Source organism: Caenimonas koreensis DSM 17982, from assembly GCF_009646335.1.
Classification (GTDB): Bacteria; Pseudomonadota; Gammaproteobacteria; order Burkholderiales; family Burkholderiaceae_C; genus Ramlibacter; species Ramlibacter koreensis.
In genome coordinates, this window is record NZ_WJBU01000010.1 from 149,014 (window position 1) to 165,902 (window position 16,889).

18 protein-coding genes are annotated in these 16,889 nt (G+C 66.0%); 9 read left to right on the forward strand and 9 right to left on the reverse strand.

The genetic code is table 11. From position 1 onward, the window contains the following. Positions 1–15: 15 nt before the first annotated feature. Positions 16–489: a hypothetical protein gene (locus tag GHT07_RS11745; RefSeq protein WP_153585276.1), complete on the reverse strand. Its 474-nt coding sequence runs from the start codon at positions 487–489 to the stop codon at positions 16–18. Between the two features lies 1 nt (position 490). Next, positions 491–1,063, reverse strand: a complete 573-nt coding sequence (locus tag GHT07_RS11750; protein WP_153585277.1) for a DUF427 domain-containing protein — start codon at positions 1,061–1,063, stop codon at positions 491–493. A gap of 144 nt (positions 1,064–1,207) precedes the next feature. On the opposite strand from GHT07_RS11750, the gene GHT07_RS11755 reads away from it, so the two are divergent. The 4 genes from GHT07_RS11755 (at position 1,208) to GHT07_RS11770 (ending at position 7,403) form a co-directional block, all read left to right on the forward strand. Beyond that, the gene (locus GHT07_RS11755; RefSeq protein ID WP_153585383.1) at positions 1,208–2,224 is read left to right on the forward strand and encodes an alpha/beta hydrolase family protein; all 1,017 of its coding nucleotides are present in this window, start codon (positions 1,208–1,210) and stop codon (positions 2,222–2,224) included. 48 nt (positions 2,225–2,272) lie between these two features. Further along, positions 2,273–4,450 (forward strand): DUF3482 domain-containing protein, encoded by a 2,178-nt coding sequence (locus tag GHT07_RS11760; protein WP_153585278.1) that lies wholly within the window; start codon positions 2,273–2,275, stop codon positions 4,448–4,450. Positions 4,451–4,604: 154 nt separating this feature from the next. Further along, the gene (locus GHT07_RS11765; protein WP_153585279.1) at positions 4,605–6,272 is read left to right on the forward strand and encodes a S41 family peptidase; all 1,668 of its coding nucleotides are present in this window, start codon (positions 4,605–4,607) and stop codon (positions 6,270–6,272) included. A gap of 18 nt (positions 6,273–6,290) precedes the next feature. Continuing rightward, on the forward strand, positions 6,291–7,403 hold the full coding sequence (locus GHT07_RS11770; RefSeq protein WP_153585280.1) for an acyltransferase family protein: 1,113 nt from the start codon (positions 6,291–6,293) through the stop codon (positions 7,401–7,403). A gap of 14 nt (positions 7,404–7,417) precedes the next feature. On the opposite strand, the gene GHT07_RS11775 is transcribed toward GHT07_RS11770, so the two are convergent. Then, complete coding sequence (locus GHT07_RS11775) at positions 7,418–7,774, reverse strand: TfoX/Sxy family protein (RefSeq protein WP_323740901.1); 357 nt, start codon at positions 7,772–7,774, stop codon at positions 7,418–7,420. 216 nt (positions 7,775–7,990) lie between these two features. Here GHT07_RS11775 and GHT07_RS11780 point away from each other — a divergent pair, with 216 nt between their 5' ends. Further along, positions 7,991–8,332, forward strand: a complete 342-nt coding sequence (locus tag GHT07_RS11780; RefSeq protein WP_153585281.1) for a phosphotransferase-like protein — start codon at positions 7,991–7,993, stop codon at positions 8,330–8,332. A gap of 19 nt (positions 8,333–8,351) precedes the next feature. Here GHT07_RS11780 and GHT07_RS11785 read toward each other — a convergent pair whose 3' ends face one another. From GHT07_RS11785 to GHT07_RS11795, 3 genes are all read right to left on the reverse strand, one after another. Continuing rightward, positions 8,352–8,834 carry a cupin domain-containing protein gene (locus GHT07_RS11785; protein ID WP_153585282.1) on the reverse strand — a complete coding sequence of 161 codons (483 nt, stop codon included), beginning with the start codon at positions 8,832–8,834 and terminating at the stop codon, positions 8,352–8,354. Between the two features lie 62 nt (positions 8,835–8,896). Then, on the reverse strand, positions 8,897–9,409 hold the full coding sequence (locus tag GHT07_RS11790; RefSeq protein ID WP_153585283.1) for a hypothetical protein: 513 nt from the start codon (positions 9,407–9,409) through the stop codon (positions 8,897–8,899). 40 nt (positions 9,410–9,449) lie between these two features. After that, entirely contained in the window at positions 9,450–10,301 is an 852-nt protein-coding gene (locus GHT07_RS11795) for a peptidoglycan DD-metalloendopeptidase family protein (RefSeq protein ID WP_407646627.1), read from the reverse strand. 121 nt (positions 10,302–10,422) lie between these two features. On the opposite strand from GHT07_RS11795, the gene GHT07_RS11800 reads away from it, so the two are divergent. Next, positions 10,423–10,626 (forward strand): dodecin family protein, encoded by a 204-nt coding sequence (locus GHT07_RS11800; protein ID WP_153585284.1) that lies wholly within the window; start codon positions 10,423–10,425, stop codon positions 10,624–10,626. Positions 10,627–10,656: 30 nt separating this feature from the next. Here GHT07_RS11800 and GHT07_RS11805 read toward each other — a convergent pair whose 3' ends face one another. From GHT07_RS11805 to GHT07_RS11815, 3 genes are all read right to left on the reverse strand, one after another. Then, on the reverse strand, positions 10,657–11,451 hold the full coding sequence (locus GHT07_RS11805) for a DUF2189 domain-containing protein (protein WP_194792913.1): 795 nt from the start codon (positions 11,449–11,451) through the stop codon (positions 10,657–10,659). 147 nt (positions 11,452–11,598) lie between these two features. After that, positions 11,599–12,237, reverse strand: coding sequence for a TetR/AcrR family transcriptional regulator (locus GHT07_RS11810; protein WP_194792914.1), 639 nt, complete (start codon positions 12,235–12,237; stop codon positions 11,599–11,601). 35 nt (positions 12,238–12,272) lie between these two features. After that, a complete protein-coding gene (locus GHT07_RS11815; RefSeq protein ID WP_194792915.1) occupies positions 12,273–12,986 on the reverse strand; it encodes a DAPG hydrolase family protein in 714 nt (237 codons plus the stop codon). 135 nt (positions 12,987–13,121) lie between these two features. Between GHT07_RS11815 and GHT07_RS11820 the strand changes: the two genes are divergently transcribed. The 3 genes from GHT07_RS11820 to GHT07_RS11830 all read left to right on the forward strand — a co-directional run bounded on the left by GHT07_RS11820 (position 13,122) and on the right by GHT07_RS11830 (position 16,575). Then, entirely contained in the window at positions 13,122–14,321 is a 1,200-nt protein-coding gene (locus GHT07_RS11820; protein ID WP_153585286.1) for a serine hydrolase domain-containing protein, read from the forward strand. A 163-nt stretch (positions 14,322–14,484) separates the two neighbouring features. Then, on the forward strand, positions 14,485–15,867 hold the full coding sequence (gene hemN / locus GHT07_RS11825; RefSeq protein ID WP_153585287.1) for an oxygen-independent coproporphyrinogen III oxidase: 1,383 nt from the start codon (positions 14,485–14,487) through the stop codon (positions 15,865–15,867). Positions 15,868–15,930: 63 nt separating this feature from the next. Continuing rightward, entirely contained in the window at positions 15,931–16,575 is a 645-nt protein-coding gene (locus tag GHT07_RS11830) for a sulfite exporter TauE/SafE family protein (protein ID WP_153585388.1), read from the forward strand. The last annotated feature ends 314 nt before the right edge of the window (positions 16,576–16,889 follow it).

Consider the following 16,889-nt stretch of genomic DNA (forward strand, 5'->3'; position numbering starts at 1 on the left):
GCGCCAAGAGAGTCGTCAGGTCAGCTTCGGCCGCCACACCGCGAGCACGACATTCACGACGCACAGCACGATCAGCAGCCACAGCGTGTTGCGCTCCGAGCGCAACAGGGTTTGCAGCATTTGCATATCTCCTGCCGCGGCCGCTTGTGCGACCTCGCCCTGGTTGCCTGCGGAACCCGCGATCATCAGCGTGGCCGCAAACACACTGATGCCGGTCAACGCCTTTAACCAGGCCCAGCCTGCCTCGCTATAGGCGCGCGTCGCAGCCAGTGCCAACAGGCCGCTCAAGACCACGACAGCCATCGACGGCACCAGCACGTACTTCGCTATCGCTGCATAAATCAGCCGCGCCGCGAGGAAGTCCGAGGTCGCTGCCAGGTCGGCGGTGTGATTGATGACGAGGCACGCCGCAAGCGCGCCGCCATAGGCAATCGATGCCACATCGTGCACTGTCTTTGCGCCCAGGCGCAGCCACGCGCGATGGTTCATCTCACCAGCCCTCGCTGGCCGGATCGCCCTTGAAGGGGCCGGCCAAGTCAGGTGTGACCCAGCCGCCGTAGAAGCCGCCGGGCTGAGGCGTGGCCGGCAATCCGCCGACGCTGCACTCGAGGCCGCGCGCATAGAAAGCCACGCAGTCTGCAAGCGCCTCGGCACCTGCAAGCGGTTGCGGGTAGCTCCAGGCGTGCGAGGGCAGCGACTTGTTGCCGCGCACCAGGCTCCAGTAGCGGGCCGGGCCTTTCCATTCGCAGAACGAGCCACCGGGCGCGGGTTGCAGCAGTTCGCGCGCGACGTCGTCCCAGGGGATGTAGTACGTCGGCGGATGCGCTGTCTCGAGCACGCGCAACGTTCGAGCGCTGCGCGCCACCTGCACGCCGCCCCACATGATTCGCACTTCCCGTGGCTCGGGCGCGAGGCGCGGCGGACGAGGAAAGTCCCAGACCGACAGTTGCCCGGGCCCGGGCTGCGCCGCAAAGGGCGGGCGCGCCTGGCCGCGCCACTGCCAATGCTCGCGGGCAGACTGCAGCCACGAGGGCAGGGGCGGGGATGCTGGGCGCGCGGTCATGCGTTGCAAGCGTACCGCAGCGGCACGTGCCCGTGTTTTTGTCGTAGCCTTTTCATTCAAGTCGGACCTGCGCGGTGTCCCTACGATGCGCACCATTCCAACCAACGAAAGAAGCGTGTGTTTCATCCATCGCACCTGAATGTCATGCGGCTGTTGGCAGCTGCGCTGGCTGCACTCGCGGTGTCCGCGCATGCGGCGCTGGGGATGATGGAGCTGCCGGCCAATGCCGTGTCTGGCCCCGTGACGGTTTTCTATCCGGCGCAGGCCTCGGCAGCTGCCGTGCGACGAGGCGTGTTCACGCTGGAGGCAGCTGCCGATGCAGTGCCCGCTGCGACGAGCTCGCGCCTGATCGTGATCTCGCATGGCTCACCCGGCTCGCCCTGGGTGCACCTGGACCTGGTCCGCGCGCTGGTGGATGCGGGCTTCACCGTCGCGCTGCCGGAGCACCAGGGCGACAACTACAAGGACGACAGCGAGCCCGGGCCGCCCGCATGGCGACGCCGGCCGCTGGAGGTCTCGCGCGCCATCGACAGGCTGGCGCACGAGCCGGCGTTCGCTACAAGGCTCGACTTCTCGCATGTCGGCATGTTCGGCATGTCTGCGGGTGGCCACACGGCGCTCACGCTCGCCGGCGGGCGCTGGTCGCCTTCGCGGCTGCGCGATCACTGCCGCAAGAATCTTGCGGACGACTTCAGTGCGTGCGCAGGCCCTTCAGTGGCACTGACGGGCGGCGTGTTCGACGGCGCGAAGAAGCTGGTCGTGCAGATCATCAACGACCGGAAGTTCGACGACGCCAGCTGGTACGGACACGTCGACAGCCGCATCGTTGCCGTTGTCGCGGGCGTGCCGTTCGCGGCCGACTTCGACCCCGAGTCGCTGCGCCAGCCCCAAGTGGCGCTCGCACTGATCAGCGCTGCGAAGGATCGCTGGCTGGTGCCAAAGTTTCACAGCGACGCGATTGCGGCGGCCTGTGGCGCCTGCGAACGCCTGATGAACGTGGAGACTGGCGGCCATGGCGCGCTGCTGGGGCCGTTGCCACCTTCAGGCGGCTTCGATCTGGTGGCAGACCCGCCCGGTTTTGATCGCGCGACGCAAGTGCCGCTGATCAACAAGGCCATCACCAGGTTCTTCCAGAAGACATTGCCTGGCACGGCGATGTAAGTGCCGGCGATGTAAGCACGCCGGCCGCGCGGCGGCACAATCGCGCTGATGCAAGACTTGATGGCGCAATTTGACGAGCACGACGCACGGCGCATCGTGCTCATCCAGGCAATCGAGCTCACCGACACGCGCGCCGCGCTCATCAGCGACGCAGAACGAGACCGCGCTGACCGCACGGTGCTGGCCCAGCGCAGCTCGGGCCGCAATTGCGCGCCCGATGCAAAGTGGTTCATCGCCGCGCGCGCTGCCGAGCTGCTCCACACGGTTGAGTCGCGCAGCCCGGCGCTGGCGCGCATGGAAAGGCGCGACCCCTGGTGGGACCGGCTCGCGTGGCTGTTGCCCTTGCTGGCGCTCGCGGCAGGCTTCTCGTCGGACCGCCTGTTCAACTGGAGCCGCACCGACTTGCTGTCGATTCCCCTCATCGGCGTGATCGCATGGAACCTGGTCGTGTACGCGCTGCTCATCGCCTCTGCCGTTCGAAAGCGGGGCGACACACGCTTTTTGCGCGGGCTCGCCGAGATGCCGTCGTGGTTCTCGCGCCGCGCGGCCGCGCGCCTGCGCGAATCGGCCGCGCTGCAATTCCGGCTGCTGTGGTGGCGCGTGGCCGGCGCGATGGAGGCCGCGCGGCTCTACAAGCTGCTGCACCTGAGCGCTGCTGCGTGGGCCGTTGGCGTCGTGCTGTCGATTGCCGTGGCGGGCTTGGCGACCCAGTTCCGGATCGGGTGGGAGAGCACCTGGCTGGACGCGAACGGCGTGTATGCCGTGTTGCGCGTGATGGAGCTGCCCGCGCGTGCACTGGGGCTGGACGGCTTCACGTTCGAGCAGGTGCGCAGGCTGCAGTTCGGCCCCGGCGCCGCGCCGGGCCAGCCGGAGGCGCAGCGGTGGGCATTGATCTACATCTGCTTTCTCACCGCCACCGTGATCGTGCCGCGATGCCTGTTGTGGTTGCTCGCCGCGTATCGCGTGCGTGCAGCGGGCCGTGGCGTGACGATCGACCTGAGCCAGGACTACTTTGCAGGTGTGCTCGCGCGAGTCAGCCCGGCGCGGGTGGTGCTCGGCATTCATGCGAACGACTTGCGGCTGAAGCAGGCCGTGCTCAACCTGCTGGCGCAGGCGGGCGAGAGCGGTGCCGGTGCGCGCGGCGAGGCATTTGACCCGGCCCTGCTCACCACTGAACAAGGTGACCGCCTCGAACTGGCAGCGCCCGGTGAGCCGGCTGACCTGGTGTGGCTCGTTGTTGAATCAGGCGTGCAGCCGGGCGACGTGGCTCTGCGCCTTCGCGACGCATCGCCCGGGAACGGCAAGGTCCTGTTGTTGTGCGAAGACGCGGACCTGGTGGCCGCCTGTCGCCAGCAAGTGCCAGCCGACGTGATGCTGCTGCCCGACTGCGGCGCCTGCTGGCCGCTCGAGCAGCCGCTGCACCACTGGCTGCTGGTCAGCATCACCGGGCGCAAGCGTGCGGGCATGGACCGCCTCGTCAAGGCATGGTCCGCCCACCATGCCAACCGCTTGACGGCGGCCATGGCGTTGCTGGGTGCTGCACTCGCAGCCTCCGTGCAAGACAGCGAGAAGGTGCGCGGCCTGCTGCCGGGCGCGAAAGAGCGGGCTGTGGCCACTTCGGCACTGCTCGAGCGCATGCAGGCGCGCCTTGATTCGTTGCATGCCGAACTGGTGCGGCTGTATTCGGTGCCAGCCTCGGCACTCACGCATTCGATGGACGACGCAAGCGGCCACGGCCAGGCCATCGGGCAGGCCGGCGCGGGTGCGGCCGGCGCGCTGGCCGGTGCATTGGCTGGCGCCAAGATCGACCTCCTGACGGGTGGCCTCACGCTGGGCGCAGGCATGGCGGTGGGGGCCATTCTGGGCGGCGCCGGTGTCTTCACGGCGGCGCGCTACTGGCTGCTGGGCAGCGACGTTCGCTTGAGCGATGAACAGGTGCTGGGCCTGGCAGAGATGCTGGTCATGCAGTACCTGGCCACCATTCATTCAGGGCGTGTGCGCGATGTGCGCAGCACTGTCATGGCGCCGGGCTGGAAGAGCGAGACGGTTGCGGCAGTGGCAGCCGACGCACCGCACTACCAGCGCGAAGCCAAGCGCGCGCGCGACGCCAGCGTCGACACGTCAGGTGAGCTGGCGGCAACGCTGCGGCGCAGCACGTGGCGGGCGCTCGGTGGCATCTACGCGGGTGTGCCGCTGCATGGCGTGGGTGATGCGCCGGCCCCTTGACGGTGCTAGCGGCGCTGCCCCCGGTTGATAGACTCGCGCGATGACCTACCAGCTGATCTGTTCGTCGCGTTCTTCGATACCGATGCAAAGTGGCCGAATGGGTCGGATTCGCGCCGAAGGCCGCCATGCCGCAGGTTTGCGCTGAGTGCGGAACATGCTGGCCCGCCTTGTCGCCACGTGTGTGGTCGCCCTGGGCGCCTTGCTTGGCGCCGGTGCCTATGGGCAAGCGCAGTCACCCGCACCTTTGAAGGTCTTGCCGCCCCTGTCCGCAGTGCAATGGCAGCAAGACCTCCAGGTGCTGGCCGACGAGATTCGAAAGCGGCACCAGAATCCATTCCACACCGTTGACGCTTCCACGTTCAACAACGCTGTGGCGCAGCTCGAGGCAGCCATTCCTTCCATGCAGCGGCATGAGATCCTGGCGGGCTTCATGCGCATCGCGGCGATGGTGGGCGACGGGCATACCCGGGTCGAGCCGCGCAAAGACCGCGCTTTCCAGCTGCCCTCGCTTCCGCTGAAGCTCTATCTCTTCGACGACGGCCTGTATGTTCGCGCGGCAGCGCCCCAGTACGCAGGCCTTGTTGGCGGCAAGGTCGAGGCGATAGGCGGCGTGCCCGTCGATGAAGCGATCCGCAGGGCCGGTGAGCTCGCCTCGCGCGACAACGCCATGGGCGTGCGGCTGATGGTGCCGATCTACCTGAACATGCCGCACCTGCTGCATGCCTTGAAGCTGTCACAGGAGCCGACGCGCGCCGGGCTCACCATCATGAAGGCTGGTATGCGGCAGACCGTCACGCTTGCAGCCGGTGACGTTGAACCGATGTGGCCCGCAGACACCGACGTCTCGCTCACAACGCCCGATGGATGGGCCGATGCGCGGGCCATTGCGCAGCAGCCCCTGTGGTTGCAGGCGCCGCTGCAGCGCTACCGACTCATCGAGCTGCCGCAACGCGATGCCGTTTACGCGCAGCTCAACATGGTCGCTGACGAGCCGGGCGAGACGCTGGCTGCATTCGGCAAGCGCATACGCGAGCGGGCGCAGGCGATCAAGGCCAGCGCGATTGTTCTGGACCTGCGGCTCAACCAGGGCGGCAACGGCGACTTGCGCACGGGCTTTGTGCGCGAGTTGATCAGGGCCGAAGACGAGGGCAGGCGGCTGTTCGTGTTGACGGCACGCGGCACATTCTCTGCCAGCCAGTTCATCCTGGACGACCTGGACCGGCTGACGCAAGCCGTCTTCGTCGGCGAGCCCGCGAGCTCAAAGCCGAGTTCTTACGGCGACGCCTACCGCATCAACTTGCCGCACAGCGGCATCCAGATGCGAACGTCGATCTACTGGTGGCAGGCCGGGCAGAACACCGACCCGTGGACGTGGATCGATATCGCAGCGCCATTGAGCTTTGCGGCCTACGCGGCGGGGCAGGATCCTGCGCTCGAAGCCGCTTTGCAGTATCGGCCCGCGGCGAGCCTTGACGAGCTTGTTGTCGCGGCAAATCGTTCGGGCGGTGCAGCCGGAGTTCAGCGCCTGCTGGCGCAGCGCCTCGCCGATCCGGCGCTGCGGTATTCGGACCACGCCACGCAATGGATCGACACGGCACTCAAGCTCGATGTGGACAGCACGCGTGAGCTGGCGATGCTGGTGGCAGACGCGGCAGCGGCAGCCTTTGCGACAAGTTCCGATGCGGCCGTGGTGCAGGCGTCCATCGCCAAGTCGCTGGGGCGATTCGATGCAGCGCGCGTTGCTGGCCAGCGCGCGCTGGCGCTGAACCCGAACAGCCGCTTTGCGCGCAGCCTTGTCGAGTCGCTGCCGGCGCGCAACTGAGTTGATCGTGATCGGGCCATGAACCGCCTCCCTGGCCTCGACCTGCTGCGCGCCATCGCCGTCATCTGGGTGATGCTGTTCCACTCGTTCCTGGTGGGAGGCCTGGGGCCGCACTTTGAATGGCTGTCGCGATTTGGCTGGGCGGGCGTTGACATCTTCTTTGTGCTGAGCGGGTTCCTCATCGGCTCGCAGGTGTTTCGCGCGTTGCAACGCGAGCAGCGGCTGTCATTGGCCAGCTTTTACGCGCGGCGCGCCTGGCGCATCGTTCCGGCCTTTGCTGCGGTGCTGGCGGTCTATGTGTTTTTCCCGTCGCTGCGCGAAGCGCCCGGCCTGCAACCCTGGTGGCAATTCGCGACGTTCACGCTGAACCTGCTGATCGACTACCAGCGCAACCAGGCTTTCTCGCACGCGTGGTCGTTGTGCGTGGAAGAGCATTTCTATCTGGTGTTTCCACTGCTTGCGATGGTGATGTCGCGCAGGCCATCGACCATCAAGTTCATGGGTGTGTGCATCGCGCTGGTCATGGCGGGCATTGCGTTGCGAACCGGTGTGTGGCTGCATAACGAAGCCATCGATCCTGAGCGCAACTGGTACATCGAAGCGATCTACTACCCCACGTGGATGCGGCTGGACGGCCTGCTTGTGGGCGTGATGCTGGCTGCGGCGCGCATCTATCGGCCGCAGGTGTGGGCTCGCCTGCAAGCCCGCGCGAATGCTGTCCTCGTGCTGGGCGTGGCCGTGCTGAGCGTGGGCTTCTGGCTGTTCATGGACCGCACCGGCTTGCTGCCCAATGCAATCGGCTGGCCGCTGCTGTCATTGGGCTTCGGGTTGTTGGTGCTGGCGGCTTCAGGCCAGCGCAGCTGGATAGGGCGATGGCCCGTGCCGGGCGCGGGTTGGGTGGCAGCCGTTTCATACAGCCTGTATCTCAGTCACAAGCTGGCGTTTCACTGGGTCAACGTCACGCTCGTGCCGCTCATGAGCGGGAACGCTGCGATGGAGTTTGCAGCGTATGCCGTCGTGACCTTCGCGGTGGGTGCGGCGCTGCACTACGCAGTCGAGCGGCCGTTTCTGCTCTGGCGGGATCGGTTGGTCACCACTGCCATCCGCGACGGGTCGCAGGTTCGTGCGTAGACAAAGCGATTGCGCTATGCGCGCTGCTTTTTCTTCGGCTTGACGCGCGCCCGCAAGCCCGCCTCGAACGCAAGCTGCGCCCAGGGCCGCATCAGGGCAGGCGAGTCCATCGCTTCTGCTGGCGCCGACCAGAAGCGCGTGGCCTGTACCTTGCCGCGCGACGTGAAGCAGAACTGCGTGCCGCCAGCAGCCGTGAAATTCGCCAGCGTCTGCTCGTCCGTCTTGAGGTACAGGTCGTCGCCGGTGATGATGGCGACGAAAACGTCATCCACGTAGAGGCCAAAGCCGCCAAACATGCGCCTGGTTTGCACGGGGCCTGCTGCGCTGAAAAGCTCAGCGCAGTGGGCGGCGAAATCGGGGTGAGTGGGCACAACGCGAGTGTAGAGTGCCGAGATGCGCGATACGGATGGCAATCTTATTGAATTGCGGCAGTGGAATCGCCGTGAGCAAGGACATCCATGAAGTTTTATCAATGGGTTGTGCTGGTGGCCTGCCTGGCTTGTGTGGCCTGCAGCGCGCAGCCGCGCAAATGCCCGGCCGGGTACCACCCGCAAAGCGCGATGTGCGTGCCTGATTAGGCGACGTTCATGAACACCCCACCCGCACGCGCCGCGGGCCGCATCGTCGTCTTGAACGGCGCGTCGAGTAGCGGCAAGACGTCCATTGCCAAGGCGCTGCAGGCGTCGTCCACCGCCGAAGCTTTTCTCCACATTTCACTCGATGCATTTCGCGCATTCGAACCTGCCGGCTATTGGTCGCCTGATGTGCGACAGCTTCATGCCCAACGGGTCGAGTCTCTGTGCAGGGCGATGAACGCGGCGGCTGCAGCCTATGTGCGCGCAGGCGACAGCGTCATCGTGGACCACGTGCTGCCGCCCGAAGCCTGGGCATGGCTCGCGACCGCGCCGCAGTCGCGTTTCATCAGTTAACGAGATTCACGCAGGTGGGCTACTCACCATCCCAGTAATCTCTTGCCTGGTCCGCCCGTGTCATGTGGCGCAGCCGCTGCTCGCCCTCGCCGCCGAACGCGCCGACCTTGCCGGAATCGGGGTACTCGCAGACTTCGGCCGGCATCATCGTGCTGACCGAGATCATTTCGAGCGGTTCACCGGAGTCGTTGATGATCTGGTGCGCTGTCTCCGGCCCGCCTGTCGGGCAGCAGATGAAATCGCCCGCTCGCACCGTGCGAGTTTCAGCGCCGTAGCGCAGCAGGCCGCGGCCTCGCACGATGAAGAACATTTCTTCTTCGGCGCGGTGCGAATGAAACGGGCAACCCGTTTTGCCGGGTGGCAACACGTCATAGGAATAGCCCAGCTGCTTCGCGCCGATCAACGGCCCCACGCGCACGCCGCGTGACTCGTACTTCTCGCCTTGCTGGAAATGCTCGAGCTTGAGCTCGTCGATGTTGATCACACGCTTGCCTGCCGACATGAGTTCACCTCCTGGCCCGCATCATCGCGCAACGGCATTCGCACAGATGTCAGCAGTGACCCTCACAACTGCGTTTGCGCGGGCACTCTTTCGTAGCGCACCGTGTTGCGATGGATGTGATCGGCGCCGACGAAGATGTCGCGCGATTCGAAGTGAATCTCGAAGGTGGCGAATGGCAGGTTCAGCCGTGAGGGCGGCTGGCCATTCATCAAGGTGTACTTGCGCTTGAGATTCGTGCCGTCGTACAGCCACGTGCCGGCGTGTTCCTGCCGCGTCACCTCACCGCTCGCGCTCACGATCTGCACTTCTTCGCGGAATGTGCCGGAGGGCTCCAGGTGCAGCAGGCGGCGCGACCGCATGCCTTGTCCGCCGTCGTCAGCCTGCTCGCGCAGCCATGTTCCCGGCAAGCTGGCAGCGATTTCCGCGCTGTCGAATGAGCTGGCGCCGGGCGTTGCGGCGGTGAACACAGCGTCAGTGGCGGGGCGGTCGTAGCTGGCGGCCAGCAGCGCAAGCGATGCAATCCCTACAGCGACCGCAGTCGCTGCGCGCCAGCCGGAAAGCGAATGTCGGGGCATGGCCGCCATGATGCCTTCAACGCCTTCACAGGCGTGAGCTTCACGCCAGGAACAGCGCCGGGTCCACCATCGTGCGGTTGAGCATCACGCCCCAATGCAGGTGCGGCCCGGTGGCGCGGCCGGTGGCGCCCACGGCCCCGAGCCGGTCACCGGCGCGCAGCACGTCGCCCACGCGCACGCTCGTCTCGCTCAGGTGGCAGTACAGCGACAGCAGGCCGCCGCCATGGTCGAGCCAGACCGTTGCGCCGTTGAAGAAGTAGTCGCCGGTATCGATCACGGTTGCCGCAAGCGGCGCCAGCACGGGCGTTCCTGACGCAGCAGCGATGTCCATTCCCGAGTGGGGGTTGCGCGACTGCCCGTTGAAGACCCGCCGCAAGCCGAACGAGCTGGAGCGCGGCCCGCCCACCGGCGCTGCCATGGCGAGCGAGTCGCCTCCAGGTGGCGCAGAAAAAGTGGCCATGACTTTGAGCTGGTGCTCGCGTTCGCGCTCGTAGCGGGCCTGGTCCTGCGCAGACAGGTCAACCTGGCCCGGCGCGACGCGCAGCCGCTGCTCGCGATACTTTTTGGGCCGCACTTCGTAGTGGAGCGAGCGCGAGGCGGCATCACTGATGCGAACTTCAATGGCCGCAGTGCCCACGGGCGCTGCGAGCGCAATGCCGACCACGGCAGTCCATGCAGATGAGTCACCCACCACCAGCAGCGGCACCTGCGCCTGTTGCGCGACAGGGCGTGACGGCGCGGGCCCGAGTGCGATGCGGGCGACGCCGCCAGGAACACTTGAATGCCGCGGCGCCTGCTCAGCAGGTGCGGCGCGAGCGTTCACGCTGGTGGCGGCGAGGGCGAGCAGCAGGGTGCGGCGTGAGAGGAGCGATGAGTAAAAGTTGGGTTCCACCAAAGCAGTATGAATGACATGTAGGACGACGCCGTGACATCAATGGGCACACCCCAAGGATGCGCGCGCCGCGCCCAGAATAACCACCCGATCCCATCCGGGGTCTCATCCAAGGATATCCATGACCGTCGCACGAATTACCGAGATCAGCAGTGTCAGCTCCGTGAGTTTTCAGGACGCCATCGTCCAGGGCGTCGACCGGGCGAACAAAACGCTCAAGAACCTCAAGGGCGCGTGGGTCAAAGACCAGGAAGTGATGATCGAGAACGGCCAGGTCGCCGGCTACAAGGTCGTGCTGAAGGTGACGTTCATCCTGATGGACTAGCGTCTGGCATGGGCGTGAGCAGCGGCGTCTTCAGCTGCTCCACTGCACCGTGTCGCGATACGCATGCCACGTCGCGTGGCCCAGCAACGGGCCTGCGACCAGCAAGCCCAGCGCCCACGGCCACAACGCAAACAGCGTGAGTGTGACCACCAGCAGGCCCCAGAACAGCATGGTTGCCGTGCTGGTCAGCACGACGCTGAAACTGGTGATCGCTGCGGTGATGGCGTCCGTGTCGCGATCGAGCACCATGGGTATCGCGACCACCATGCTGCAGAACACCAGCGCCGCGAACGCGCTGCCCACCAGTGTGTAGATGGCAAGAAACTGCCAGTTGGCCATGCTGAACACGGCCTGCAGCACGCTCGCAGTCGAAGGCATGCCGGTGTTGAAGAACACGGCAAACACCACGAGCGAGGCGCGGCCCCACAACAGCTCCAACACCGTGAGTACCAGCACCAGCAGGCCCATGCTGCCGATGTGGCTGCGCCAGCAAGTCAGCGATTCGCGCAGCGACTGCGGCATGCCTTGTTCGCGCCGCCTGCTCACCTCGTACAGGCCCATCGCCAGGAAGGGCCCGACCAGCAGGCACCCTGACACGAACGTCATCGTGTATTCGGGCCGGTTCCTGAACACAGCGCCAAGGATCTGCGCCATGAGCCAGAAGCAGGCGCCGTAGAACAACCCGATGCCCGGTGCGGCGGCGAGGTCGGCCCAACCCCGGGCAAGCCAGCGCAGGGGTGCCGCGAAGGCAATACGCTGCGCACGGGGCAGTGCAGGTGTTGCTGCGGTTGCGGCAGCCATGTCTTCAGGAACGTCGGGTGCCATGCTCGCTCTCCTTGGCGCAACAGGATACCGTGGACGCGATGGCTTGCGCGCTGCGCATGTCCGCACAACCCCGATTCCCCTCAGGGCGGGTGCTTGCTGCACTCCACGCCGGCAATGGCGACCGCGTTGTTGAGAAGTCCGCTTCCCCTACCTGCCGCCGCCCGCCCCGTGAAGAAACAGCGACGCGATCGCCTGCTGCTCTGCGCTGTCGTCCCATCGGGCGTCCGGCGCGAGGATGTGCCTTCCGACCAGGTATCCGATGTTGAGCGACAGGAACATCCGCACCAGTGACTCTGGCGCGAACTGGCGCGAGAGCTTGCCTTCTTTTTGCAGTCGCTCGAAGAGCTCACGCAGTGGCTGCCATACGGCAGGTGACCACTGCGACGCGAACCGTTGCAGCAATGCCGGGTCGCGCAGCATCTCGACCAGTAGCACACGCGTGAGTTCAGGCGCCTGCGCCAGGCTGTCGGCGCGCGCGCGCAACAGGGCGATGTGCCACGCACCAAAGTCGTCGCCATGCGCCTCGATGACCTGGCGCAGGGCATCAAGCGAGGAAGGCGCCAGGTGCGGAAGCACTGCCTCGGCGATCACTGCCTGCAGCAGACCCTCTTTCGAGCCGAAGTGCTTGAAGAGCGTGCGCTCCGTCGTCGATGCGGCGGCGGCGACTTCGCGCGTGCTGGTCTGCGCCACGCCCTTGGCGGCGAACAGCCGCGCGGCCGCCCACAGGATGTCGATGTGCTTCGTCGGGGCGGGGCCGCGCCGGGCCGGAACGCGAGGGGTTTCCATGGCGTGAGTGTAGGCAGGCCTGCCGTGCAGCGGCATCACTCGCGCAAGCCGGTTTCCTGCAGATACAGCGGCGGCAGAAGATGTTCGAAGATCCCGACCTCTTCGACGTTGTGGCGCAGCCAGGCCAGGCCGTGCGCCTGGTCGAAGCCGAAGCGCTGCATCAGCGGCGTGGCCCAGCGCCTCCAGCCCTCCACGCCGCCGATCAGAAGGCGGTTTTCGTACAGCGTGCCTTCTGCCACCCGTGTGAACGTGTATTCCATGCGAACCAGCCCCGTGATGCCTGCGAGTGCCGGGTTGTGGATGTAGCCCTCCTCGTCGAGCTTCTCGATGGTGGTGACGGTGTCCACATTGAAGCGCGGGTTGGCGCCCAGGTACTCGCGCAGTCTGATCTGCGCGCCGGGGCCAATCGTGCCGTCGGGGCAGCGGCGCACATAGCTGGCGTGAACGTGGTCGTAGGGGTGCCACGCACGGTAGCGGTTGATGCGCTGGCCAGCGACGGTGACTTCTCCTTCCAGGTTCGAAAACCACCAGGCGAGCATGCGCGGCGTCACACCCCGCACGATGTCATGACGGATCCAGTAACTCAGGCGCCCGTCCGCCAGCCGCTCGGCGCCGCACTCGGCCGAGCCCAGCGGCTTCAACGGCCACGGCACGGTCACGGGTTCCGGCGGCGCGTCGCGGTTGTCGGCATACAGCGGGAAGTCGCGGCGCTCGCTGACGCCAAGACGAAGGGGAAGAGTGGCTTGCATGGGGGTCCTTTCAAGCGGCGTGCCGCAATTGGTATAGCCAGCACTATACCTAAATTCCAATAAATGTAAAGTGACGGCTATACATTTAATTCGCCTGGCCTTCGGTGGTCGACCGATTCCGGTCTAATGCCACCCATGAAGAAGCTCATCCTTTCCCTGGTCGCGCTGGTTGTCGCTGCAGGCGTCGCCGGCTGGTTCACCCTCGACAAGGAGACTCGCGCGTTGCTCGCGACGTTTCCGACCAACCGCGACTTGCTGTTCTGGAACCAGGCGCAGCGCGACGCAGCGTTCCGCGCACTCGACCGCCTGCCGATCCTCGCGAAGGCGCATGTCGTGCCGGCCGGCAGCACCCCGTCGCCGTTGCCGCCGGGCGCATCACTCAAGCTGCCCGTGGATATCGATGCCTACATGGCGGGGCAGCGCAGCGCGGCGCTGATCATTGTTCAAGGCGGCAAGGTGCGGCTCGAGCGTTACGGCCTGGGCTTTGATGCGGCGGGCCGCTGGACGAGCTTCTCGGTCGCCAAGTCATTCACGTCCACGCTGGTGGGCGCGGCGCTGCGCGACGGCTTCATCCGCAGCATGGACGACAAGGTGAGCCAGTACATCCCGCAGATGAAGGGCTCGGCCTATGACGACGTGAGCATCCGCCAGCTGCTCACCATGACGTCGGGCGTGCAGTGGAACGAAGACTACGCCGACCCCAACTCCGACGTCGCGCGCTTCAACAACCACAAGCCCGAGGCCGGCCTTGATGCGCTGGTCGATTACATGCGCCGGCTTCCACGCGCCGCGCCCGCGGGCACACGCTGGCACTACAGCACGGGTGAGACCAACCTGGTCGGCGTGCTGCTGGTGAACGCCACTGGCAAACCACTTGCGCAATATCTTTCGGAAAAGATCTGGATTCCCGCGGGCATGGAGCAGCAGGCGACGTGGCTCCTGAGCAAGTCGGGCAAGGAGATCAGCGGCTGCTGCCTGCAGGCCGCAGCGCGCGACTACGCACGCATGGGGCTGTTCGTCCTGGGTGGCGCCAAGGTGAACGGCCAGGCCATCGTTCCCGATGGCTGGCTGGCCGATGCAACCACCAGGCGCACGCCGATCGACGTGCCGGGCCGCGGGTATGGCTACCAGTGGTGGACGTATGACGACGGCAGTTTTGCGGCGCGCGGCATTTTCGGCCAGGGCATCTTCATCGACCCGCAGCGCCAGCTGGTGATCGCATCGAATGCGGACTGGGGCGGCGGCGCCACCGAGCCCGCAGCGAACCGCGCGCGCGAGGAGTTCTACCGCGCGGTGCAAAAGGCCGTCGACGACGAAAGGAAGAACCCGCTTTAGGCAGGCCCGGCCCGAGTCGGCGGACGCCATGATGGCGGCGGGCATTGCCCCGCCAGACCAAGGGCAAATACGCACGCAGGACCCACGCAAACTCTTGACGAAGATCAAGCCCGGGCGCGCCAGCCCGGAGCACAGTCGAGCCTTCAAGTATTCAGGCTCCGTCATGACTGTTGTTTCACCCGAATTGCTGCCGCGGTATGACATCTCCGGGCCGCGCTACACGTCGTACCCCACCGCTGACCGCTTCGTGGAGGCATTCACCGCCACGGACTACCTGCAGGCGCTCGACCACCGCAGCGGCGGTGCTTCAGCGCTTTCGCAGCCGCTGTCGGTGTACGTGCACGTGCCGTTCTGCGAATCGCTGTGCTACTACTGCGCCTGCAACAAGATCATCACCAAGCACCACGAACGTGCCTCGGGCTACTTGCGCTACCTCACGCGCGAAGTGGAGCTGCACACCGAGCGCATGGGCATCGGCCAGGCAGTCTCGCAACTGCATTTGGGCGGCGGCACGCCCACCTTCCTGAACGACGCCGAGCTCGCCGAGCTCATGGCCATGCTGCGCCGCAACTTCCAGCTGGTGCCTGGTGGCGAATATTCAATCGAAGTCGATCCGCGCACGGTGGACGGCACGCGCCTGAAGGCACTGGCCGCGCTCGGCTTCAATCGCCTGAGCTTCGGCGTGCAGGACTTCGACACCGATGTGCAAAAGGCCGTGCATCGCATCCAGCCGGCAGAGCAGGTGTTCGAGCTGGTGCGGCAGGCGCGTGAAATCGGCTTCGAATCGACGAATGTCGACCTGATCTATGGCCTGCCGAAGCAGACGCCCGAGACCTTTGCCCGCACGCTCGAGCAGGTGTGCGAGTTGCGGCCCGACCGCATTGCGCTCTATGCCTACGCGCACCTGCCCGAGCGCTTCAAGCCACAGCGCCGCATCATTTCTGCCGACTTGCCGATGGGCGCGGCCAAGCTCGCCATGCTCGCGCAGTCGATGGCTTCGTTCGACAAGGCCGGCTACGACTACATCGGCATGGACCACTTCGCGCTGCCCAACGACGCGCTCTCGATCGCCAAGCGGCAGGGGCGGCTGCACCGCAACTTCCAGGGCTACAGCACGCAGTCGGATTGCGACCTGATCGGCCTGGGCGTCTCTGCCATCGGCCGCATCGGCGCCACCTATTCGCAGAACGCCAAGACGATGGAGGAATACTGCGATCACCTCGACCAGGGCCGCCTGCCAGTGGTGCGCGGCCTGGCGCTCAGCCGCGACGACCTTGCGCGCCGCGCCGTGATCATGGCGATCATGTGCCAGGGCCAGCTGGAGTTCGAGTCGATCGAGTCGGCATGGCTGATCGACTTCAAGGCGTATTTCGCCAATGAGCTGGTGAAGCTGAGCGAGCTGGAAGACCAGGGGCTCGTTGTCCTGGAAGACAAGGGCTTCCACGTCACGGAGAGCGGCTGGTTCCTCGTGCGCGCCATTGCGATGGTGTTCGACAAGTACCTGCAGGCTGACCGCAACCGCGCGAAGTTCTCGCGCATCATCTGACGCGGCCGCGCACCTGACGTGACCACCACGCTCGCCACCACGCTTGCTGTTTCCGCGCTCGTCATGGGCCTGGCAGGTGGGCCGCATTGCGCCGCGATGTGCGGCACGGCCTGTGCGGGGCTGATGCGCGCGGGGGTCAATCCTTCACGCTCGCTGTGGCTGTTCCAGGCGGGCCGGCTGGCCGGCTATTCGCTGGCCGGCGCTGCAGCGGCAGCCGCCGTGCAGAGTTTTGCGTGGCTCGCGACGAACAGCGCCGCGATCAAGCCCTTGTGGACGCTCTTTCACCTGGCGGTGCTCGCCTGGGGGCTGATGCTCGTCACGCGGGCGCACCAGCCGGTGTGGGTGAGCAACACCGGGCGCAGTGTGTGGTCGCGCGTGCGGCCGCTCGCGGCCAGCGGAAAGGGCGTCTTCGCGGCCGGTGCGCTGTGGGCTTTCATGCCGTGCGGCCTGCTCTATTCGGCGCTGCTGGTTGCATCGCTCAGTGGTGGCCCTGCCGAGGGAGCGTTGACGATGGCGCTCTTCGCTTTAGGCAGTGCGGTGTCGCTCTCGCTCGCGCCGATGTTGCTGCTGCGTCTGCAGGGTGCGGGCAACCGGTTCCGTCAGGAATGGGGCACGCGTGTGGCTGGCTTGCTGCTCGCCGCCGCCGCCGTGTGGGCACTGTGGATGGACATGGCGCATCAAGTCGCCGTGTGGTGCGGGCTGGCTTAGGGGCGCCCGTCGGGGGGCTGTAAATCCGCGTGCGTGTTTGTTTTGATCTTGTTGGTTCGGGGTAGCAAATCCGCGTGCGGGTGGGCTATGTCGCGCGGTCGTGGCGTCCTTTCGGGTGCGCTGTCGCGCTCCCTTCAGGCAACCTGCGCTGGCCGGGCTCGCGGCGCTGCGGCAGAACTCGTTGCGCCTGAAGGCTCCACTCAAACAGCTGCCGCAAGTAGTCAGAGTACGTCCCGCGTTGCTCGATCTGCTTGCTCGCGCAAGCACTCGTAGCAACGCTGCGCCACAAGCCCAGCCATCGCAGGCACCACGCC